This is a genomic window from Photobacterium makurazakiensis, from assembly GCF_050336715.1.
GTDB classification, from domain to species: Bacteria; Pseudomonadota; Gammaproteobacteria; order Enterobacterales; family Vibrionaceae; genus Photobacterium; species Photobacterium makurazakiensis.
Map to the genome: position 1 here is coordinate 16,614 of NZ_JAKJSJ010000040.1, position 20,082 is coordinate 36,695.

Genomic DNA, 20,082 nt, shown 5'->3' on the forward strand with positions numbered 1-20,082 from the left:
CAATATGGGATTGAATGTTTGTTAGCTTTATATTGATAGCTGGATGGAACAGCGTGAATTAACGCTTTTCAACATATAATAAATTCAGGTTGACTTAAACCTAACTTCAACTTTTATCCTAGTGTTAATGCCAATACATAAGGAAAAAGACATGTCTAACCCAACACCTGCGTACTTAGTGTGTAGTTCAATTTTTGAAGACAACCATGGTTCATTGATGCCTTACTTTGAAGCCGTTCACCCATTGATTGAAAAATCGGGAGCCGAAGTACTTATTGCTGGTTCGCTCGAGCAAAACTTAGAACACGTAGAAGGAACATGGCCGAATCAGAATGCGAAATTTACCTTATTTAAATTTGAATCTATGGAAAAACTTAAAGAATTTTGGTTCTCAGAAGAATACCAAAGTATTAAACATTTAAGAACTGATGTTATTCCAGCTAATTTTACTTTTATTGCGGAAGGGTTTGACGAGTCGGTCTACAGCGTAGATTAATCATATCAAGTGGTTATGAGAAGGATTAGCATACATATGATATGAATACAGGGGTAGTTGCTGCCCCCCTTAGCTGGCTGCAGCACTTTTATTATTGAGTCCAAGTTGTAGTTTTAGTTCGGCTGAATCCTGTAAATAATAAAAAGATGAGTAGACGGCAGAACAGACACTTTGATAAGTTGAAATRCCGCGATAAATTTACCGCACTAGCTGTTTTTGCAGCTTTAATTTCTAAGTTGCGGGCAAAAGAAAGGCGTATCTATGCAAACTCAATCCACGTCAAACGAAGCAGTGCCAATAAAAAGCSCTCAACCAAATGTAAAAGGCAAAAATTTAGCCATTTTATTTGAGTTAGTGAAGTTTATTCGTCCCTACAAAGGGAAAGTATTGGCTGCTCTTGTCGCGCTAATATTTACGGCTTCGTTGACGTTATCTGTAGGACATGGCGTTCGTATTTTGATTGACGAAGGGTTCGCCCAACAATCGATACAAGAGCTCGGCAGTGCGATTCAATTTATTCTTGCGGTAACGGTGTGCATTTCAATAGGAACATTTTTTCGGTTCTATTTAGTCTCGTCAGTGGGTGAACGCGTAAGTGCTGATATAAGGCTCGCAGTGTTCAACCACGTGATTACGCTACACCCCAGCTACTTTGAAACGAATGGTAGTGGTGACATTATGTCACGCATTACGACTGACACGACGTTACTGCAGAGCATCATCGGTTCTTCATTTTCGATGGCGATGCGTAGCGCATTAATGTGTGTCGGTGCAATCATCATGCTATTTGCGACCAATATAAAACTTACACTAATTGTCTTAGCATCGGTCCCATTCATCCTCGTACCAATACTGGTGTACGGGCGCCGTGTAAGAGCGTTGTCACGCAAGAGCCAAGACTCAATGGCCGATGTTGGGAGTTATGCGGGCGAAGCCATCGAGCATATCAAAACTGTTCAAAGTTACAGTCACGAAGCGCAAGAAAGAAAGTCGTTTTCAAATGAAGTAGAAAAGGCATACGAAATTGGTCGTCAACGCGTAAAGCAGCGTGCCATATTGATATCTGGCGTGATTGTGATTGTATTCAGCGCGATTGCTGGCATGCTTTGGGTCGGCGGCAGTGATGTCATTAACGGTATTATGTCAGCGGGTGATTTAGGTGCGTTTGTCTTCTATGCGATTATGGTTGCGTCCTCATTGGCGACGATTTCAGAAGTATTAGGTGAATTGCAGCGAGCCGCAGGTGCGACAGAAAGATTGATAGAAATACTTCAAGTCGAAAGCCATATTGTAGCGCCCAGTCAAAGTTTCACTGCACTTCACACGCATTCTTCTGAAGTTGCATTTGAGAATGTCACTTTCCATTACCCTTCAAGACCCGATCAAGCTGCGGCAGAGCACCTAATATTGACGGCTGAAGAAGGTAAAGTACTTGCGCTTGTTGGCCCGTCGGGTGCAGGAAAAACGACGCTGTTTGAATTATTACAACGCTTCTATGATCCTCAAGCAGGAAAGGTCACATTAGGTGGTGTTGATATTCGTCAGTTTGACCCGCATGAGCTACGTAAACAAATGGCATTGGTACCACAGCAACCTGCGCTATTTAGTCATGATGTCTTCCACAATATTCGCTATGGTAACCCACAAGCAACGGATGAACAGGTTATTGAGGCAGCTAAAAAGGCACATGCCCATGATTTTATAATGAATCTGCCAGAAGGGTATAACAGTTTCCTAGGGGAACGAGGGGTGAGACTTTCTGGTGGTCAGCGTCAGCGGATTGCTATCGCAAGAGCGATTTTAAAAGACCCGAAAATATTGTTACTTGATGAGGCTACCAGCGCATTAGACAGTGAAAGCGAACATCATGTTCAACAAGCCTTGGAAGAGTTGATGCGGGGTAGAACCACTTTGATTATTGCTCACCGTCTTTCAACTATCCAACATGCCGATCAAATTGCAGTATTGGATCAAGGCTGCTTGGTGGATATCGGTGATCATCAGTCATTATTAAAAACTTGTGACTTATACCAACGCTTGGTAGAGCTGCAATTTAAGCATATGAGTAATTAATGCTGCTTTACGTCCGCTAGATTCGATAAGAGTCTATATGTGATTACAGCGGGTGAACCCCAGAACACTATAGATAACGACGTAACTTTCACGAAATAGCACGCCGAACGGCCAAACTCTTTGGGCGTTCGGCGTGTCGTTTTGCACTCTTTAAGGTTCAGCTTTATTGACCTGGATAAAAATGCTTAATTACTATCCTGAACTCAGTTGTGATCGCTTCTTTTTCGAGCATTCTGCACCAATAAAACTCTTCACTCTATTCATTGTGGATTTCATTAATAACCATAATTTAATTTAAATCTATAAATAACAGCGACTTACTGTTAGATGTCGTTTTTGGCACGTTCGTTGCTGTAATTGATTTAGTTGTTTCAATTGTTTCAATTTCATTTATAGGGAAATTCCACATGAACGTATTTAAGACAGTAATTAAATCCGTATTGGTAGCATCACTGTTGCTGACTACACAGATTGCAAACGCAAGCCAGTTAGAATCCATTCAAGAGAGTGGCGTATTGAAAGTAGCGGTTCCACAGGACTTTCCTCCTTTCGGCTCTGTTGATATTAATCTGAATCCTCAAGGCTACGACATCGATATGGCAGAGTATCTTGCTAAGCAAATGAATGTGAAGTTAGAGCTGGTGCCAGTAACAAGCGCTAACCGCATCCCTTACCTTCAAACTCGCAAGGTCGATCTGGTTATCTCTAGCCTTGGTAAAAACGCAGAACGTGAGAGAGCGATTGATTTTACTAATGCTTATGCGCCGTTTTTTTTAGGGGTGTTTGGTAGTGACGCAGAGAAGGTGTCTACACCTGAAGAACTTGCAGGCAAGACCGTTGGCGTGACTCGTGGTTCAGTTGAAGATATCGAATTAAGCAAGTTAGCGCCAAAAAGCACGAAATTGAAACGCTATGAAGATAATAACGCGACATTATCAGCATACCTTTCGGGTCAGGTTGGGTTGATTGCTACCGGTAATCTTGTGGTTACCGAAATCGCCAACCGCAACCCAAACAAGGCGCCTCAAGTTAAGTTTATGCTGAAAGACTCTCCTTGTTTTATCGGTATCAAGAAGGGTGACACAGCGCTATTGAATGAAATCAATACTTTGATCCTAAAAGCTAAAGACGAGGGGGCGCTTGAAGGCACTTCTCAAAAATGGCTGAAGGCACCATTCCCTGCTTCTCTTGGCGCTTAATTAGGAAGTCTTCATGAGTTATCACCTCGATTTACTTGGTCTTGCTCCCTATATTCTACAGCTTCTTTCTGGCACTTGGGCAACAATTCAACTTACAGTGATCTCTACGTTTGGTGGATTGTTGCTAGGAACGGTTTGTGCAGCAGGACGTATCAATAAACAACGCTGGCTGCGGTTGCTATGCGCTAGTTATGTAGAACTGATCCGTAACACGCCTTTCATTGTACAGCTGTTTTTCATTTTCTTTGGTTTACCTGCAATCGGCATAAAGCTAACTGCATGGCAAGCAGGTTCTATCGCAATGGTTGTGAACCTAGGGGCTTACAGTGCAGAGATAATCCGTGCCGGTATCGAGGCAGCACCAAAAGGGCAGTGGGAGGCTGGCAGAGTGCTGGGTTTAACTAATCGCCAAACTTTTATGCACATCATTTTACCTCCTGCATACCAGAGGGTGTATCCGGCGATAACGAGTCAATGCATCATCGTAATGCTTGGCTCTGCCGTGGTGTCGCAGATCTCTGTAGAAGAGCTTACGTTCGCTGCTAACTTTGCGCAATCTAGAAGCTTTTTAAGTTTTGAGGCATACCTGATTACTGCACTTATCTATTTACTGTTATCCATGTTAATGCGACAGGTGTTTTTCATGGTGAAACAGGTCACTTTTAAGAACCCATTGTTATAGGAGCGCCAAGAATATGATGCAATTCTCCGATTGGGATATTTTAAGAAATTTACTTATGGCCGCTCGCTGGACGGTGCTGCTCTCCATTATCGCGTTTATTGGTGGTGGTTTGTTAGGGGCAATGTTGACGTTTCTGCGTAGTACTCGCAGCGTTATTGTTACTCGAGTTATTCAGGTGTATATAGAGGTGTTTCAAGGAACGCCTTTATTGATGCAGCTGTTCTTAACCTTCTTTGGTTTGTCATTGGTTGGTGTCGAGGTGAGTGCGTGGTCGGCAGCGATCCTGTCTCTTACGCTATTTAGTAGTGCCTTTTTCCATGATATCTGGCGTGGATGTATTGAAGCTCTGCCAAAGGGACAGTGGGAGGCATGTCGTACATTAGGGCTTACTTACCTTCAAAGCATGCGACATGTCATCGCGCCTCAAGCTATGCGTATGGCCATTGCCCCTACAGTTGGGTTTTCTGTCCAGATTGTTAAGGGTACGGCTTTGGCGTCAATTATAGGTTTTGTTGAACTAACCAAGGCCGGCACCATGCTAAACAACGCAACCTTCCAACCGTTTAAAGTCTTTGCCTTCGTGGCGCTGCTTTATTTCGTTATTTGTTTTCCTTTGTCTTTATTGGCTCGATACCTGGAGAGTAAAAACCATGTCACTCGTTAGTGTAGAAAAAATCCATAAGTTTTATGGCGATAACCATGTCTTAAAGGGTGTTGACCTAAAGATCAAAGCGGGTGAGGTGATCTCCATTATCGGCCGCAGTGGTTCTGGTAAAAGTACCTTGCTGCGTTGCATGAATGGGCTTGAGACTTATGAGGAAGGCGTGATCATCGTCGATAGTCAGTCGGTCGAAGACGACGATTACAAGCTTAGATTACTTAGTCGTAGCGTCGGAATGGTGTTCCAAAGCTTTAATTTATTCCCCCATAAAACTGTGGGTGAGAATGTTATGCTTGCACCAAAACTGGTGTTAAAAAAGAGTGCTGAAGAATGCCAAGATATCGCCAAAGAGCTTCTTAAGAAGGTGGGATTGGGCGACAAATTTGATGCCTACCCAGCGAACCTTTCTGGTGGTCAACAACAACGTGTTGCGATAGCGCGTTCTTTGGCTATGTCTCCCAAGGTGCTACTGTGTGATGAAATTACCTCTGCGCTTGACCCAGAGCTTGTTGGTGAGGTTCTTAAGGTGTTAGAGCAACTCAAGGCTGAGGGAATGACGCTTGTTCTTGTTACCCATGAGATGAATTTTGCTCGCGATGTGGGCGATAAAGTTGTGTTCATGAATGAAGGCAAGGTGTGGGAATCAGGTGACAGTATAGAGGTATTTGCTAACCCTCAAACACCTGAGTTGCAAAGCTTTCTATCTGCAGTACGATAGCTGATATTACAGGGAATAGGAGCGTTTCATGAGTCCGACAAGTAACCCTCTCAGTGAGAGAATAACAAAGCATTACTCTGAGCTAACTAAGAGTAATCGTCGTTTGGCAGATTACTTGCAGCTTAATCCAGAGAAGATATTGATGTTAACGACTCATGAAATTGCTGAGGCGTGTGACGTTTCTAAAACCAGTGTTAGCCGTTTTATTCGGGTCTTGGGCTATGACAATCATTTATCACTAAGAAGTGAGCTGTTAAATGAACGAGATAAGGGCATGCCTGTGCTCACAGAGCCAATGGATGATAGTGAGCTGCAGCAAGAGCTTCGTTCAATGGAGCAGCTTTGGGCGCAACTTGGCGAGAAGGATCTAACCGAAGTAATAGAGAAGCTTGCAAGATCTGAGCGCATCAAAATTATCGGTTATCGAAATAGTTATCCCCTAGCTCTGCATTTTCGACAGCAGTTGATGCAGTGTCGAAATAATGTGGATCTGCTGCCTTTTCCTGGCCAAACCATTGGTGAAGACATTGCAGCGGTGACTTCTAAAGATTTTGTCATCGTTATTGGCATTCGCCGGAGGGTCAACCACTTCGCTGAAATCCTAGAGCAGCTTGCGGAGCACGATACCTTGCTTATCACCGACCAATCGGGACAGAAGTATATCCCAAGCGTGTCTTACTACCTTATTTGCCACATGAGCAACCAAAACCCGTTGGACAGCTATGCTGTGCCAATGAGTTTAATCTCGTATCTAGTCAACAAAACCTACCGCGCTTTAGGTACGGATGCAGTCAAAGTTAGTAGCAAAATTAGCACTCATTATTCGCAATTGAACGAGCTCGAATAAATTTTAGAGCAGCCTAGAATGAAAATTTAAAAACTGAAAAGAATGGTTTCTGGTAAGCATTAGTTCCATACGACCGTCGTGCAAATGGCTGGCAGATACAAATTTAGCGTAAATTTGAATTGAATCAGTAGGAATGTACAGAGGTTTGATAACGCTACAACAGAGGAAAGGATCTGACATCGCCAGATCCTTTTGACTCTTTCATCTAGCTTGAAGTATTTATTTTGTTACTTTAATCAAAATATTCTCAGGCTGGTGGCAATTAGGCTGTTGCCGCCCTTAGGTATAGATCATCGTTTTGCTTCTTCTGAATATCTTTCCAAACCATAGGTGCCACAATCAACGTAAGGAGAATATTTGAAAGTGGCATTGAAAGCCACACGCCGTTTACGCCAATTATCTGCGGTAAGAAATACAAAAATGGCAGTTGAATTAGCATATTGCCAACTGAAATAGCTAAAGCTTTTCCACCCTGATTGACCGACATAAAATACACTGAAGACAGCACAATAAAGCCATCGAGGAACATTGCAAACAAGTGTAGACGAAGTCCGTTTACTGTTTCTGCTGCAAGGGCAGGATCGCCATTACTGAATAAATTAACCAATGTATTCGGGAATACATTTAGGAAAATCAGTGATGCAATGCCAGATAGCACAACGACTTTGATAGCGAGTATCAGTGTTGCCCGAATCTTTTTACCCTGACCAGCACCATAGTAATAGCTCACTGGTGGCTGCATACCACTTGCAATACCTTCGGCAAACAAATAGTACATTGTCATTAAGTAACCTAAAATCGCGAAAGCACCTACATGTACTGCGCTACCGTAATCCATAAATAATTTATTATGAATGGCGACAATAAAGCTGAAATAAGCGTACATGAATAGGCTTGATGTACCTAAGCCAATGGATTTCGCTGCAATCCCAGGATTAAATCGCAGCGATGACAAGTTAAGTCTTAACTTTGAGTGTGCCGTAAAAAAATAGCCAACCGCCACAACAGTAATGCTGATTTGGGCGATAATAGTGGCAATTGCCGCGCCTCTTAGGCCCATATCAAGGTGTGCAATGAATATATAATCAAGAACTATATTGATTATTGCGCCTACAACCATCAAGGCCGTTGAAAAGTTAGGGCTATCGTCATTACGAATAAGCATCGGCAGGGCACCTGCCGCAATCGTAAAGACAGCACCCCATGTGAATACTTCAATATAGGCGCTACCCATTTCAAGTGGCACACCTGTTGCCCCCTGAGCGATCAGGAGTGATGGCGCTATCATGGTAAGTAGGGCCATAACGAGTAAGCCTGCGAGGGCAATTAAGATCAGTGCTGTTGAAAGTGCCTGCTGTGCTTTTGTTTCGTTGCCTTCGCCTTTGAAAATGGAGATCAGGCTACCAGACCCCATGCCGACCAATAAGCCTAAGCCAGCAATTATTCCAATAACAGGCCATGCTAAATTAATGCCAGCTAGTCCTTCGAAGCCAATGTAATGACCAACAAAAATACCATCAATAACTTGGTATAGGCCATTTACCAGCATGGCTGCAACCGATGGAATAGCATAACGCCAGAAAGTCTTACTTATACTGTCGTTATTAATAGGAGTGTGAATGGTTTCTTGCATGATTTTCTCTGGCGTATGTGATTCTGTGGTGCATTATCGATGTTTTACAGATTGATTGAAGTTACTATCTATCCGATTTTCGGATGGTATGATGCATTGCATATAAAAAAACAAATAAGGCATGCTTAATGAATTGGACTATTGACCAGTTAGATGCATTTGTAACTGCGGTACAGCAGGGCTCTTTTTCTGGCGCAGCAAGAAAACTAGGAAAGGCACAGTCTAGGGTTAGTACTGCAATTAGTAACCTTGAGCTAGACCTTGGTTTCGAACTGTTTGATCGAAGTGCAAGGTTGCCAGTATTAACGCCAGAAGGCGAAGATATGTATATAGAAGCCCAAGCCGTGCTCGCCCAGTGCCAGCGGTTAAATTCACGAGCAATGACAGTTTCAACAGGGGAAGAGGTTTCTATAACGGTAGCGATGGAGGAGGCACTACCGATAAGTGCCTTCGAAGCATTGTTTGGTCGAGCGGCAGACGTTTTTCCAACACTTAAATTGACGGTGTTGAATGGTTCTCAAGACGATATCGCCACGTGGGTTGCAACTAAGCAAGCTGATATTGGTATTCTCTTCAATGTGAAGCAAATTCCAGATTCATTGGAATTTATGTCTGTAGGCCATTTCCAACACTCACTCATTGTTGCACGTAAGCATCCCTTAGCGGCTCAAAAGACCCCTACAATCAGCGATCTTAATTGTTATCGACAGCTCGTCATTCGCGGCAGAATGGAGCATACCCAAGCCACACCCATTTCTTCAAACTATTGGCATATTGACAGCTATTACCTGATAACGGCCATGGTGGTAAGGGGCATTGGCTGGGCGTTAGTGCCAGAGCATGTAGCGAAAGAAGAATGGTACGCCAGTGAGTTAGTTGAACTTTCTACTGACGATATTCCTGAGCCTTTGTGGGTCGAAATTGGGGCTGTAAAACGACGTGACAAAGGGTGCGGGAAAGTCATGGATTGGTTTTATGACGAGCTGAGTAACATGCTTTAGTGGTGCTGACAAAAAGGTGACATTATTCTGATAGAAAAAACAAAGATTTATTGATAGTGTCACATTATATTGCCTGTAGGGGGATCGAACCAAGTATGTCTGCTGAGTCCGTTATTAACCACACTCAAAAATCGCCTCATTCATCATTGCCACTTGTGCTTGCTGGGCCAATTCTACGTAAATGTACCAAAACAGAATTAACCTTATGGCTGGCGCTGTCAGCACCGTTGGTAGGCACATTTGAACTGTATCGTGGAGAAGAGCACGACGCCTTTTATCAGGCCGACTTAAGTGATGGTGAACACATCCAGCTCGGTGAACAAGCTTGGGTATACCAAGTTACGTTTAAAGGCGAATTTCCGGTTAATGAGCCACTAGAATACGATATACTAACGGGCGAAGGCTTGTTATCCAAACTTGTGCCTGAGCTTTTATATGAACAAGAAACTCGTCCCCAGTTTGTTATTAATACTCACGCTGATTACGTTATGCATGGGTCTTGCCGTAACCCACATTATCCGAGTAAAGACAGCCTTGTTGCCGCTGATGATAAAGTTGCGAACCTTCCTCTGTCGGAGCGCCCATCTTTATTAATGATGAGTGGTGATCAAATTTATGCCGATCATGTCGCGGGTCCAATGCTCGATGCGATTCATCAAGTTATCGATTTACTTGGCTTGTATGATGAGTCTTTTACTGATGCACCGATAAGCTCTGCGTCGGCGTTATATCAGAATCAACATTGCTATTACCACCGCGATAAAATATTGCCGCATTACCTTGATGGTGGTGAAGGGGTAATAGACCGTTTTCCTCGTATCGAAGGCTGGTTACGCCGTCGTGTACCGGTATTTAGCTCAAGAGAGTCCGGTAATCATCTTATCTCGATAGCTGAATTTATTGCGATGTATTTACTGGTGTGGTCACCAGAGCTTTGGGCGCATGTTAATAGCAACAGGCTAAGGGAAAACCAGTTTACTCATGCTAATAAAACGCTAGAGCCACAGTGGCAGCAATTATGGCTTGATGAAAAAGAGCACATTGACGAGTTTGTGGAAGGATTGCCGAAAGTACGCCGCCTGCTTGCACATTTACCGACTTACATGATTTTTGATGACCATGATGTAACAGATGATTGGAACCTAACCAAAGGCTGGGAGCAAGCTGCCTACGGGCATGATTTCTCAAACCGTATTATTGGTAACGCTTTGATTGGTTATTGGTTGTTCCAAGGCTGGGGCAATGCCCCTGAACATTTTGAACAATGCTTTGTTGAACGCGTAAAGCAGGTTTTCACTGAGTCGAGTAGCCAGAATCAAGATGGCTTGATCAGTGAGTTATATCGATTTGAACAATGGCATTATACCATTGAAACAAGCCCTAAAATTCTAGTGCTTGATACTCGAACACGTCGTTGGCGTTCAGAATCGAAAATGAATAAACCTTCTGGCTTGATGGATTGGGAAGCACTGACGGAACTTCAGCTGTCATTACTGAATGAGCCTGCTGTGATTATTGTGTCACCCGCCCCGATGTTTGGTGTTAAGTTTATCGAGATGCTGCAACGAGGCATGACATGGATAGGGCAACCACTATTAATTGATGCGGAAAACTGGATGGCACATCCGGGCTCTGCCAATACGTTGTTGAGTATTTTTACCCACTCTAAAACACCGACTAACTTTGTGATTCTTTCGGGGGATGTTCATTACTCTTTCGCTTATGACATCAAGCTTCGATTTAGTAAAAGTAGCCCGAATATTTATCAAATTACGTCAAGTGGTATTAAGAACGAATTCCCTAACGCATTACTCAGAGTGTGTGATTTTATGGATCGGATGCTTTATAGCCCTCGTTCACCGTTGAACTGGTTGACTAAGCGTAAACGCCTCAAAATCTATAAGCGCGATCCAGATATTCAAGGTAATCACCGTTTAATCAATCAAAGCGCCATCGGTGAAATTCGCTTAGATGAACAAGGAAAACCAATCGACATTGCTATCTTAACTGCGGAAGGCGAACGAGTTTCCTTTCCCCCCATAAAGTAACTTCACGTTTGTGCCTCCAATATTTACGACAAATTATTGATAACTGGCCTATATTTTTATAGTCATACCAATAATAAAGTACTAGGAGGCAGAATGGTGGTTAAGCAGGTAGCAATGTTTTTGGGTGTTACGGTGTCTATTTTAGGCACATCATCAGCATTGGCAAACTGGAGCTTAGATGGGCCAAACTCAACAGTGGGTTTCTCATCGGTAAAGAATGATTCAGTTCTCGAGCAGCATAAATTTCGAAACGTTGCTGGAGCCATTACTGATGAGGGAGATGTAAAACTTTCGATTGACCTAACCAGTGTTGATACCAATATTCAAATACGCGATGAACGTATGAAGAAAGAGCTCTTTGATACAGAAAAGAACCCTCTAACAATGCTTAGTGCAAGTGTTGACTCTGAAGCGTTGAAGAACATGATGCCAGGTAAAACCATGACAACGGATGTAGAGTTTGAGCTGGATTTACATGGTGAAACCCAAAAGCTTGCGACGAAAGTGCAGGTTACAGGGCTTGAAAATGGTGGTTTGCAAGTGACAACATTACAGCCTGTTGAAATTAAATCGGCGGCGTTTGGCTTAGATGTTGGTATTGAAAAGCTGAAAGACATTGCAAAGCTCAACAGCATTTTACTTAGCGTGCCAGTTTCTGCGAATCTAATATTTGTCGCTGAAGAGTAAACCTTATCAAGGTTATGAATAAAGTCGGCCGTTGCCGACTTTTTTGATCAGTGATAGTTTGGTTATTAATTTTAAGTTGTTATTAAACCTTCAAGGATGAAAATGAAAAGTATACGTTTTGGTTCTGCAGAAATCACGCCTAATAAAATTGTTTGTGTCGGACGTAACTATGTTGCGCATATTCATGAACTAGGCAATGAAATACCGGAAGAAATGGTACTTTTTTTAAAGCCAAACTCAGCCATTTCAGACCAACTGTTAGCAACTCATAATGAAGATGCACTGCATTATGAAGCGGAGCTTTCGTACCTATATCAAGGCGGAAAATTCACTGCGGTAGCGGTAGGATTAGACTTAACCAAGCGAGATGTACAAAGTAAGCTGAAAGCCAAATCATTACCGTGGGAGCGCAGTAAAGCGTTTAATGGCTCGGCATTGTTTACCGATTTTGTACCGTTACCGGAACAGGGTGAGCTTGGTTTATGCTTATCAATCAATAATGAGTGCGTGCAGCAAGGTGGTACATCATTGATGATTTATTCACCAGAGGTAATTCTAAGTGAAGTATTAAGCTTTATGGCACTCGAAGATGGCGATATTATTATGACTGGTACGCCTGCTGGTGTAGGTAAAGTACCGACTGACGCTGTGTTTGAAGCATCACTAACCTGTGATGAGCAAACATTACTGAGTCAACAGTGGTCAGTGGGTGCGTAATCGATAGGAAAAAGAGCAGTCGATGTTTAATCAAGAGCATGTTGTTAAATTGGCGAATATGAAAATGCCGTTTGGCAAATACAGTGGTAGGGTATTAATAGATTTGCCTGAAGAGTATCTACTGTGGTTTCGAAAGCAGGGCTTCCCTGAAGGCGAGCTTGGCACGCTAATGGCGTTGGCTTTAGAGTTTAAAATTGAAGGCTTAGAAAGTGTCATTAGGCCGTTAAGGCGTGACTAAGTAGTTTATGTGGTTGTTCTTGGGGGATAGGGCACCTCGGGTAAAAATAAATAAGCAAGGCGGTATATACCACCTTGCCATCTATTTAAAATAAGAAATCGCCCTCTAATTCAAAACCATTCGGCTCACAGATTGGTGCGTTCCTTAGCTCCAGTCTTGCTTTTATGGTCATATATCTCGTGGTAAGCGAATTTTTATTCCTACCTTGCAAATAGAAGCCCATGTCTCTTTCGATCCAACCTCCAACGACTGCGCTAACAAAGCGTTTGTACTTGATTCTTCTGGTTTGTGGTTTATGACTCACCGTTTGATCAAGCTTGTAATGCTCAGTGGGATTGTAATCCCACCAAACGGATACCAATATTTCATTGAACCCTGCTGGTTCGTAGATAATAACGGATTCTTTCCCTAATAGCGTACACCTAATATAGTGCGCTCTAATATCCTTATCCCTAGAAATATGGCCCAACTCTATCAGCTTGTTAATCGCATGCCCTAGCAGGTTTCTCATTTGATTTCCTTACCAACATAACCAAGAGCAATGGGATTAACAGGAACATTTGCAATGTCATCAGGTCTGGAGAATCCAAGCCGATCTTTTGCGTAATGCTAATCAAGACACTTGAACCGCTCATTTGGAACAGACCAAACAAAGCTGCTGCTGTACCAGCACAATGACCAAATGGTGAAAGAGCTTTACCGGCAGCTGAACCAAGTAGGAATGCTACACCTACAGTTGCCAAGAACATTGGCAGCATGAAACCCCATGCCTGACCGTTGTGGCCAAGTGACTTCATCAAGATCCCGGCAGCGATAATCACTGCAAGACCCGTTACTAATGTTTTCCTTTGGCCGTATGCATCCATGAACCTTGGCGCAAACATACAGCTGATAATGTTGATAACGGCGTTAGCACCAAACCACATTGTGAAGCTGTTGATATCAAGACCGACCTCAACCATTAGCCATCCTGGTGCAATCGAAACGAAGGTCAGCAGTACAGCCATCGCTAACAAACACATCAATGCATGGAATAAGAATGTACCGTTGGTTGCAATTGGCCAATAACTTACTTTGTTGCTCTTCGTACCTTCAGGGAGTGTTTCAGGGAATAAGTTAATGACTAGAATACCCACAACCAAAGAGAATACGGCCATGAAACTGAAGTTGTGTTCCCAACCATAGTTAGCTGTGATCCAACCACCTAGTATCGGTGCAAGGGCCGGAATGAAACTAATCGTACCGTTCAAGTAACTAATGACTCTACCGCTTCGCTCAGCGAAACAATCTCTTGCTGCACAAAATGCAATAACAGTCGTCGCACATGCACCGAAACCTTGGAGTAAACGAGCAACAAGTAGCATGTCAAAAGAATAAGACAGATATGCCATTACTGAACTTAAGAAGTAAAGCGTAATACCTGTAATGGCTACAGGTCTGCGACCATACTTATCAGCCATCGGCCCAGCAATTAACTGCCCAAAACCAAGACTAAATATAAACCAAGAGATAGTGTCTTGAACATTAACTAAAGAAACCCCAAACGATTCAGCCATCATCGGCATAGCAGGGAGGTAAATATCAATAGCCATCGGGCTAAGGAGTATGAGTGCCACCATCATCGGCACTAATGATTTCTGTGTCATAGTTCACCTTTTTGTTATCTGGATTTCAAGATATACAAAAAGTGATATTCCGTTAAGTGATTAAAACTAAAAAGTGATATTCCCTAAAGGAATTGGCTTGCTTTGGGTAGTAAAAAAACGATTAACGTATTTTTGCATTCATCACCTTCCCATCAGGAAAGTGGCTGATGAGAATGTTTGACTTCTAGTACTGCAATTCCCTACTTCCCTATCACTCAACTAATCGAAAAGGCAGTTAACAGATTTCAAGATACATTTTCTCATAGGTAGGAGAGAAGTTAGTGCAAAAGCCTTAACAAGGAAATGTCCAAAAATGAGTTTGAAGTCGTTTGGTATTTATGTCGTTTGGTATTTAATTTCATTGTAGTTAATTCGGTTAGCGTGAAATGTCACTAGAGCTAAACAGTCAACAGGACAAATTTTTGCCTGTAACGCCTCCTTAGGTTAGGGAATTAAATGCGCTAGCCGTCAGTCTTAAAGTCATTCGAACAAACTGGAGTTTTTCTCTGCCGTTTTGTTCATTCTGTAATAGAATACACGCAACAAACTCTCTTTCTTATTGATAAGGAATGCCATGAGCATCCAGAATGCACAATCAGACGATGTAGTGATTGTCAGTAATTCTTCCGACAACCCTTTCGCGATCGATGTCGCATATGCAATGGGCCAGGAGGAAGATATCTCCGATGTAATCAGCATGAAACACTTCATGAATACTGAGTTTTGCCCACGCTTTATCTCAGATGAAAATGACATGGAGAATATCGGTAATAGTTTAGAAGGAAAGATTGTTGTCATTGTAAGCACCGGTAATCTGATTACAAGCCGCCAGGAATTGGCCATGCACAACTTCATCATAGCGCGAGCGGCCAAAGAAAACGGTGCTAGCCGGGTGGTATTGGTTGAGCCAGATTTATTTTTCTCAGCTCAAGATCGTGGTCCTCGTGCAGATTTGGGGGATACCCACGCTGAGCGAGATACAGCCGACATTAAGAAGTTTGATGGCCAACCTTTTACTTCTAAACTCTATGCTCAGATGCTGAAGCTTGCTGGGGTTGATGATGTAGTGACGGTGCATAACCATTCTGTTTCCGTACAGAAGATGTTTAGCGAAGTGTTCGGAGGCCGTTTCTTCAACCTCATTCCTTACAAGATTTACGCTCACTACTTGCTGAGTTCAAATATATTGAGTTACGGGCCAGAAGGTGAAGGTCTCGTTCTTTGTGCGCCAGACAAAGGTGCTCGCGACTTCGTAAAAGAGATGTACAACACGCTTGGTTTACCCAAGGCTAAGTTCATTATGTTAGACAAAGAACGTACTGCCGAACGTAAGGTCGAAATCACTCTTCACGAAGAAAGTGAAGACACATTCGAGGGCCTAAACAACCCGAGTATCGTTCTGTTTGACGATATGGTTCGAACCGGCTCAACAGTTGTGAAATCTTGTCAGTTCCTTCAGCAGTTAAAACCCGAGCGCATGGTATTCACTGTCTCACATTTCTACGCAAGTACTGAAGGTCGCGAGCGTATGTCTAACCCTGCACTGGGTGAGATTCTGACACTGAACACAATGCCAACCATCCTGAACCGTGATGAGCAAGGTCGTTTACGCAAGAAAATGGTTGTACTGAAAATTGAGAAGTTTTTGGCTCAAGAGCTGTGCAAGATCTTGAAGATACCACAGCGCTCTGAAGAGACTAACCCTTACAAAATTGACATGTCATCGAAGAATCCTCGCTTCCAGCGTAAAATTTGGTTCTCTGATCAACTGTCCGAATTGTAGTCGTTGATATAGCCATCACCTAACGTTAAGCCTCCTGTTTAGAGTGACGACTAAGGTAGAGGTTGCAATAGTATTTACCCCGAAACGTGTCATTAGGCCGTTAAGGCGGGGCTAGTATTTAACGCTGAAGTGATTTTTAATCGTAGTAAGCCCATCACCAGTGGTGCTGGGCTTTAAGTTAGCGGGATTTTATGAGATTTTTTGCCAGATTAGGTTATCGATAGAAGTTTTACCCGAGCCCGCGAAAACGAAGAAAGTAAAAATGGATAATAAGGTCCATTGATATTCAAGACCGCCATTCATTGAATTCAGCCCAGCACTAAATCCTCCCATGGTGATAATGGCAATTATCATGCAAGATGCTAAACCAAGTGCAGCTAATCGTGTGACTAAACCAAGCATCAAGGCTAATCCGCCGAAAAATTCTGTATATGCTGCAAGGTAAGCACTGAGTACAGGGAATGGGATTTCTTTCATTTCCAAAAATGGTACTAACCCCATAGGGTTGATAACTTTATGGTACCCATGGTAGAGCATAATAAAACCAACCATTAAACGAAAAATAAGCTCAAAGTGATTGTTTTCAGATACTTTAAAGATTGGTTTTAATTGTAACGGTAGCATTATATAAGTCCTTTTTTTATTTTAGAATGAATATTCAATACCAAAGACATGCGTGTCTTCAATTGTATTGCTATCACCACCATCCGAAAGGCGGCCTTCAATAAATAATGTTAAGTCTGGTGAAAGGGTTAATGCATTATAATGAACGCCATAGCCGACAAAACGTTCGTTTTCGCTCCCCCAGTTACCATATATTTGAGCGTGGTGAACAATGAATTTTAAACTGTCATTGAATGTGTATTCTGCAGCAACATCCCACGTGTATTTGTTAAGGTCTGCACTTTTTCCATTATCATTGAGATCAGACTTAGCGATAGTTGCACCAATATACCAAGACCCGTAGCGATAATTAGCGCCAATATTATGTGTTGCATCGCCTTTATCTTTATATAGATCTCCATTTGGCCCATATAACCCAGCATCATGATATGAGTAACCTATGCCAAAGCCTTCACCAAAAAATGGTGAGGTACCATATGTAATCGTGAAAGCGTTACCGTCAGTGGTAAAGGCATCATCTTTATAGTCAAAATCACGTGTTGAATCAGAAAGTTGGGTTGAGGCAACAAAGCCCCACTTACCAAATTGGTTTTTATAAAGTAGCGTATCGCTGTTTCGCCATGTAGCTTGGCCTGCAAGTACATCTTGGAATCCTAAATACTTCATTTTTAAGATAGGCATGTGAGCATAAGTCGCTCCCCAGTCTTTACCAAACCACAGATTACCTAGTTCAGCATGCTCAATTCCGATATATTCATAGCGCTTTCTTATCTTCCCATTTTTTATTTCGGTGCCTTCTTTTAGGTTAAGGAAGTTCAGGTCATATTCCATTCGACCAAAAAGATACCAACCATCGGTAATTTCATAATTGGCTAAGCCATTGAGTCTTACCTTTGCTTCAATAGGGTTTCCATCTTTAGAGCCTTCAGCAAGAGGGCCGCCATTAGTCTGATACGCGCCAACGAGCCCTAATACTCTTATATGGTCATTAATTTCAAAAGCATTAACTGATACGCTAGAGCATAAGATAGCTAGCGAAAGATACTTCTTCATTTCGTCCTCGATAAAAAATATTTGTAGAAATAGATAATTAAAAAATTTAATGGTTATTATATTTATGACGTCATAATAGACTTATGTTTTATGTGATTGCGTTTAGATGCGTCTTTTATATGTATTTGTGTGTTTATTAATAGGTGAATAAAAATAACTCATTCACCTATGTTGCTCTATAGAGACAAAGTATTAAAAGTTCATAGTAAGTTTACGCAAAGTTTTATTTAGATCTTCAATTTCAGTTTCACTTAACTTTTCTAACCAGTCGCTTTCAAGCTGTTTCATTATTTTATTTCCTGAAGCTCTCACTTCTGCCCCTAAATCGCTAAGTTTCAGTAATTTATGTTTTTGGTTATTTTCATCTTTAACCGCGATGAGTAAATCTCTTTTAATAAGATTATCGACTAGGCGTTTTGTTGCACTTCTTTCATTCATAAGTGCATCTGCAAGTTTTTGTTGGCTAATAAGTYCAAAGCTATTAACAACTTCTAATGCCTTTTGCATTTCTGTTGTAATATCGTACTTAGCAGATAGTTCTTTTTGAGCTTGGTTTCTAAAGTATCTATGTACAACTCCCATCATAAAGAAGGGGGAGTCTTCGAGATTTTTGCTTATTGATAGCTGTGGGTATCGAGCTTTTGTCGTCATTATATTCAACCATTTATTATCTATAACTGCATTTTACTGATGTTTCGTTGATATCCCAACTATGTTGCGTGCACAACAAAACTGTATTCTCCATAATTTTGTTGTGGGTACAACTAAAGTGGTGGGTTAGTTGTAATATTTTGTTTCTTAGCGAAGCGAGAGCTGTGACCAGTTAGCCGCTTTTTTTGTGTGGTTAATCGTTTATCGTATTGAAAAATAATAAAATAGATGGATATTTGTGGGGTGTATTGCTACAGAGGGTGTAATACATATTTTCTTACATATCGATGTAAATGGATTGCGGTTCTTGATTCGATAAACCTGTATTTACGATAAATGAGCGTCTAAAACTGATCAGCGTAGGGTTTTGAAAGCCCATGACGAAAGCATATTTTTGTTAAAGTCATGGGCTTTATTTGGGTTACTATTTTGACTGAATTGGCACAACAAGAATATCTACCGTAGATTTATGAATCAGATGTTTGGAGTATGAAATGATTTTGCTCCAAAAATCATGGTGGTGCCCACAGATTAATAGCTCAACGCCGTACTCTGGGATGGTATCACTAAGTTTGTCGCTTAAATCGCCAGTTCCCACTAAGAAGTGTTTAACTGGATAATCTGATTGTTCCAAGAAGCCGTTCAATTGTGTCATTGAACGTTCGTTTAACGGCCGATTGTTGGCGTCGGCTTTTATGTCGACCAGTTCTGGATAAATCTCCCCGTGTGTTCCGTCGATGTGGATAAAAGATAGGTCTGCATTGAGTAGCTTTGCAAGAAAAACTGCTCTATCAATAAGTACGTTGCTCTCTTCAGATAGTTCTAATGCGACAAGGATATGTTTGTATTTCATAACGTCCTCCTTTTGCTTAATAACTACCTTTAGCATAATTGTATAATGCCCAAAATAGTGTCGGAAAAGTCTCATAAATGCCAAAATTTCCGATCTTCATAAATAATGTCTGTAAACTAAACGTCATTCCTCGATATATGCATGTTGATACTATGAATAATATTTTTTCCAATATACCTAGCCAATTACCCGAAGAAATCTTTGAAGATATTGTCTCTACAGAGAATGTTCGTATAGAGAAGATTGTATCTAAAGGGCATACAACGCCAGCGGCTGAATGGTATGACCAAGAAGAAAGCGAATGGGTAATGGTGTTACAAGGGCAGGCTAAGATATTGTTTGAAGAGGGGATGCGTGAAGTTGTGATGCAGGCCGGCGATCACATTAATATTCCGGCACATCAACGGCATCGAGTCTCTTGGACAAAGCCAGACAGCGAAACTATCTGGCTTGCCGTATTTTATTCGTAGCC

General features: G+C 41.9%; 21 protein-coding genes. 14 read left to right on the forward strand and 7 right to left on the reverse strand.

Going from position 1 to position 20,082, the window contains the following annotated elements:
* Nucleotides 1-151: 151 nt before the first annotated feature.
* The 7 genes from L4D09_RS17870 to L4D09_RS17900 all read left to right on the forward strand — a co-directional run bounded on the left by L4D09_RS17870 (nucleotide 152) and on the right by L4D09_RS17900 (nucleotide 6,676).
* Nucleotides 152-496: a DUF1330 domain-containing protein gene (locus L4D09_RS17870; protein WP_428458873.1), complete on the forward strand. Its 345-nt coding sequence runs from the start codon at nucleotides 152-154 to the stop codon at nucleotides 494-496.
* Nucleotides 497-757: 261 nt separating this feature from the next.
* Nucleotides 758-2,569, forward strand: coding sequence for an ABC transporter ATP-binding protein/permease (locus tag L4D09_RS17875; protein ID WP_428458874.1), 1,812 nt, complete (start codon nucleotides 758-760; stop codon nucleotides 2,567-2,569).
* Between the two features lie 407 nt (nucleotides 2,570-2,976).
* Entirely contained in the window at nucleotides 2,977-3,768 is a 792-nt protein-coding gene (locus L4D09_RS17880) for a transporter substrate-binding domain-containing protein (protein ID WP_428458875.1), read from the forward strand.
* 13 nt (nucleotides 3,769-3,781) lie between these two features.
* Nucleotides 3,782-4,450, forward strand: coding sequence for an amino acid ABC transporter permease (locus tag L4D09_RS17885; RefSeq protein ID WP_428458876.1), 669 nt, complete (start codon nucleotides 3,782-3,784; stop codon nucleotides 4,448-4,450).
* 13 nt (nucleotides 4,451-4,463) lie between these two features.
* Nucleotides 4,464-5,114, forward strand: a complete 651-nt coding sequence (locus L4D09_RS17890; RefSeq protein ID WP_428458877.1) for an amino acid ABC transporter permease — start codon at nucleotides 4,464-4,466, stop codon at nucleotides 5,112-5,114.
* Nucleotides 5,101-5,829, forward strand: a complete 729-nt coding sequence (locus tag L4D09_RS17895; protein ID WP_428458878.1) for an amino acid ABC transporter ATP-binding protein — start codon at nucleotides 5,101-5,103, stop codon at nucleotides 5,827-5,829. Before L4D09_RS17890 ends, L4D09_RS17895 begins: the two co-directional genes overlap by 14 nt.
* 28 nt (nucleotides 5,830-5,857) lie before the next feature.
* Nucleotides 5,858-6,676, forward strand: a complete 819-nt coding sequence (locus L4D09_RS17900; RefSeq protein WP_428458879.1) for a MurR/RpiR family transcriptional regulator — start codon at nucleotides 5,858-5,860, stop codon at nucleotides 6,674-6,676.
* 262 nt (nucleotides 6,677-6,938) lie between these two features.
* Here the strand turns inward: L4D09_RS17900 and L4D09_RS17905 are convergent, their stop codons facing one another.
* Nucleotides 6,939-8,309: an MATE family efflux transporter gene (locus L4D09_RS17905; RefSeq protein WP_428458880.1), complete on the reverse strand. Its 1,371-nt coding sequence runs from the start codon at nucleotides 8,307-8,309 to the stop codon at nucleotides 6,939-6,941.
* A gap of 128 nt (nucleotides 8,310-8,437) precedes the next feature.
* Here L4D09_RS17905 and L4D09_RS17910 point away from each other — a divergent pair, with 128 nt between their 5' ends.
* The 5 genes from L4D09_RS17910 to L4D09_RS17930 all read left to right on the forward strand — a co-directional run bounded on the left by L4D09_RS17910 (nucleotide 8,438) and on the right by L4D09_RS17930 (nucleotide 13,000).
* Nucleotides 8,438-9,310: a LysR family transcriptional regulator gene (locus L4D09_RS17910; RefSeq protein WP_428458881.1), complete on the forward strand. Its 873-nt coding sequence runs from the start codon at nucleotides 8,438-8,440 to the stop codon at nucleotides 9,308-9,310.
* Nucleotides 9,311-9,405: 95 nt separating this feature from the next.
* Nucleotides 9,406-11,358, forward strand: a complete 1,953-nt coding sequence (locus tag L4D09_RS17915; protein WP_428458882.1) for an alkaline phosphatase D family protein — start codon at nucleotides 9,406-9,408, stop codon at nucleotides 11,356-11,358.
* A gap of 93 nt (nucleotides 11,359-11,451) precedes the next feature.
* Complete coding sequence (locus tag L4D09_RS17920) at nucleotides 11,452-12,045, forward strand: YceI family protein (RefSeq protein WP_428458883.1); 594 nt, start codon at nucleotides 11,452-11,454, stop codon at nucleotides 12,043-12,045.
* A gap of 102 nt (nucleotides 12,046-12,147) precedes the next feature.
* Nucleotides 12,148-12,762: a fumarylacetoacetate hydrolase family protein gene (locus tag L4D09_RS17925; RefSeq protein ID WP_428458884.1), complete on the forward strand. Its 615-nt coding sequence runs from the start codon at nucleotides 12,148-12,150 to the stop codon at nucleotides 12,760-12,762.
* A gap of 22 nt (nucleotides 12,763-12,784) precedes the next feature.
* Nucleotides 12,785-13,000, forward strand: coding sequence for a DUF3820 family protein (locus tag L4D09_RS17930; protein WP_428458885.1), 216 nt, complete (start codon nucleotides 12,785-12,787; stop codon nucleotides 12,998-13,000).
* Between the two features lie 85 nt (nucleotides 13,001-13,085).
* On the opposite strand, the gene L4D09_RS17935 is transcribed toward L4D09_RS17930, so the two are convergent.
* Together L4D09_RS17935 and L4D09_RS17940 are read right to left on the reverse strand one after the other, a co-directional pair.
* A complete protein-coding gene (locus tag L4D09_RS17935; RefSeq protein ID WP_428458886.1) occupies nucleotides 13,086-13,511 on the reverse strand; it encodes a hypothetical protein in 426 nt (141 codons plus the stop codon).
* Nucleotides 13,483-14,646 (reverse strand): multidrug effflux MFS transporter, encoded by a 1,164-nt coding sequence (locus L4D09_RS17940; RefSeq protein ID WP_428458887.1) that lies wholly within the window; start codon nucleotides 14,644-14,646, stop codon nucleotides 13,483-13,485. The genes L4D09_RS17935 and L4D09_RS17940 overlap by 29 nt, the downstream gene beginning before the upstream one ends.
* A 574-nt stretch (nucleotides 14,647-15,220) precedes the next feature.
* On the opposite strand from L4D09_RS17940, the gene L4D09_RS17945 reads away from it, so the two are divergent.
* Nucleotides 15,221-16,429 (forward strand): phosphoribosyltransferase family protein, encoded by a 1,209-nt coding sequence (locus L4D09_RS17945; protein ID WP_428458888.1) that lies wholly within the window; start codon nucleotides 15,221-15,223, stop codon nucleotides 16,427-16,429.
* Between the two features lie 189 nt (nucleotides 16,430-16,618).
* On the opposite strand, the gene L4D09_RS17950 is transcribed toward L4D09_RS17945, so the two are convergent.
* The 4 genes from L4D09_RS17950 to L4D09_RS17965 form a co-directional block, all read right to left on the reverse strand.
* Nucleotides 16,619-17,053, reverse strand: coding sequence for a DoxX family protein (locus L4D09_RS17950; protein ID WP_428458889.1), 435 nt, complete (start codon nucleotides 17,051-17,053; stop codon nucleotides 16,619-16,621).
* 21 nt (nucleotides 17,054-17,074) lie between these two features.
* Nucleotides 17,075-18,106 carry a porin gene (locus L4D09_RS17955; RefSeq protein ID WP_428458890.1) on the reverse strand — a complete coding sequence of 344 codons (1,032 nt, stop codon included), beginning with the start codon at nucleotides 18,104-18,106 and terminating at the stop codon, nucleotides 17,075-17,077.
* 192 nt (nucleotides 18,107-18,298) lie between these two features.
* On the reverse strand, nucleotides 18,299-18,757 hold the full coding sequence (locus L4D09_RS17960; RefSeq protein ID WP_428458891.1) for a MarR family winged helix-turn-helix transcriptional regulator: 459 nt from the start codon (nucleotides 18,755-18,757) through the stop codon (nucleotides 18,299-18,301).
* 424 nt (nucleotides 18,758-19,181) lie between these two features.
* Nucleotides 19,182-19,610 (reverse strand): universal stress protein, encoded by a 429-nt coding sequence (locus tag L4D09_RS17965; protein WP_428458892.1) that lies wholly within the window; start codon nucleotides 19,608-19,610, stop codon nucleotides 19,182-19,184.
* 152 nt (nucleotides 19,611-19,762) lie between these two features.
* Between L4D09_RS17965 and L4D09_RS17970 the strand changes: the two genes are divergently transcribed.
* Nucleotides 19,763-20,080, forward strand: a complete 318-nt coding sequence (locus L4D09_RS17970; RefSeq protein WP_428458919.1) for a cupin domain-containing protein — start codon at nucleotides 19,763-19,765, stop codon at nucleotides 20,078-20,080.
* Nucleotides 20,081-20,082: the final 2 nt, after the last annotated feature.

Coding starts and splice junctions, on each gene's coding strand:
- L4D09_RS17870 (WP_428458873.1), top strand. CDS start 152: ATGTCTAACCCAACACCTGCGTACTTAGTGTGTAGTTCAATTTTTGAA.
- L4D09_RS17880 (WP_428458875.1), top strand. CDS start 2,977: ATGAACGTATTTAAGACAGTAATTAAATCCGTATTGGTAGCATCACTG.
- L4D09_RS17885 (WP_428458876.1), top strand. CDS start 3,782: ATGAGTTATCACCTCGATTTACTTGGTCTTGCTCCCTATATTCTACAG.
- L4D09_RS17890 (WP_428458877.1), top strand. CDS start 4,464: ATGATGCAATTCTCCGATTGGGATATTTTAAGAAATTTACTTATGGCC.
- L4D09_RS17895 (WP_428458878.1), top strand. CDS start 5,101: ATGTCACTCGTTAGTGTAGAAAAAATCCATAAGTTTTATGGCGATAAC.
- L4D09_RS17900 (WP_428458879.1), top strand. CDS start 5,858: ATGAGTCCGACAAGTAACCCTCTCAGTGAGAGAATAACAAAGCATTAC.
- L4D09_RS17905 (WP_428458880.1), bottom strand. CDS start 8,309: ATGCAAGAAACCATTCACACTCCTATTAATAACGACAGTATAAGTAAG.
- L4D09_RS17910 (WP_428458881.1), top strand. CDS start 8,438: ATGAATTGGACTATTGACCAGTTAGATGCATTTGTAACTGCGGTACAG.
- L4D09_RS17915 (WP_428458882.1), top strand. CDS start 9,406: ATGTCTGCTGAGTCCGTTATTAACCACACTCAAAAATCGCCTCATTCA.
- L4D09_RS17920 (WP_428458883.1), top strand. CDS start 11,452: ATGGTGGTTAAGCAGGTAGCAATGTTTTTGGGTGTTACGGTGTCTATT.
- L4D09_RS17925 (WP_428458884.1), top strand. CDS start 12,148: ATGAAAAGTATACGTTTTGGTTCTGCAGAAATCACGCCTAATAAAATT.
- L4D09_RS17930 (WP_428458885.1), top strand. CDS start 12,785: ATGTTTAATCAAGAGCATGTTGTTAAATTGGCGAATATGAAAATGCCG.
- L4D09_RS17935 (WP_428458886.1), bottom strand. CDS start 13,511: ATGAGAAACCTGCTAGGGCATGCGATTAACAAGCTGATAGAGTTGGGC.
- L4D09_RS17940 (WP_428458887.1), bottom strand. CDS start 14,646: ATGACACAGAAATCATTAGTGCCGATGATGGTGGCACTCATACTCCTT.
- L4D09_RS17945 (WP_428458888.1), top strand. CDS start 15,221: ATGAGCATCCAGAATGCACAATCAGACGATGTAGTGATTGTCAGTAAT.
- L4D09_RS17950 (WP_428458889.1), bottom strand. CDS start 17,053: ATGCTACCGTTACAATTAAAACCAATCTTTAAAGTATCTGAAAACAAT.
- L4D09_RS17955 (WP_428458890.1), bottom strand. CDS start 18,106: ATGAAGAAGTATCTTTCGCTAGCTATCTTATGCTCTAGCGTATCAGTT.
- L4D09_RS17965 (WP_428458892.1), bottom strand. CDS start 19,610: ATGAAATACAAACATATCCTTGTCGCATTAGAACTATCTGAAGAGAGC.
- L4D09_RS17970 (WP_428458919.1), top strand. CDS start 19,763: ATGAATAATATTTTTTCCAATATACCTAGCCAATTACCCGAAGAAATC.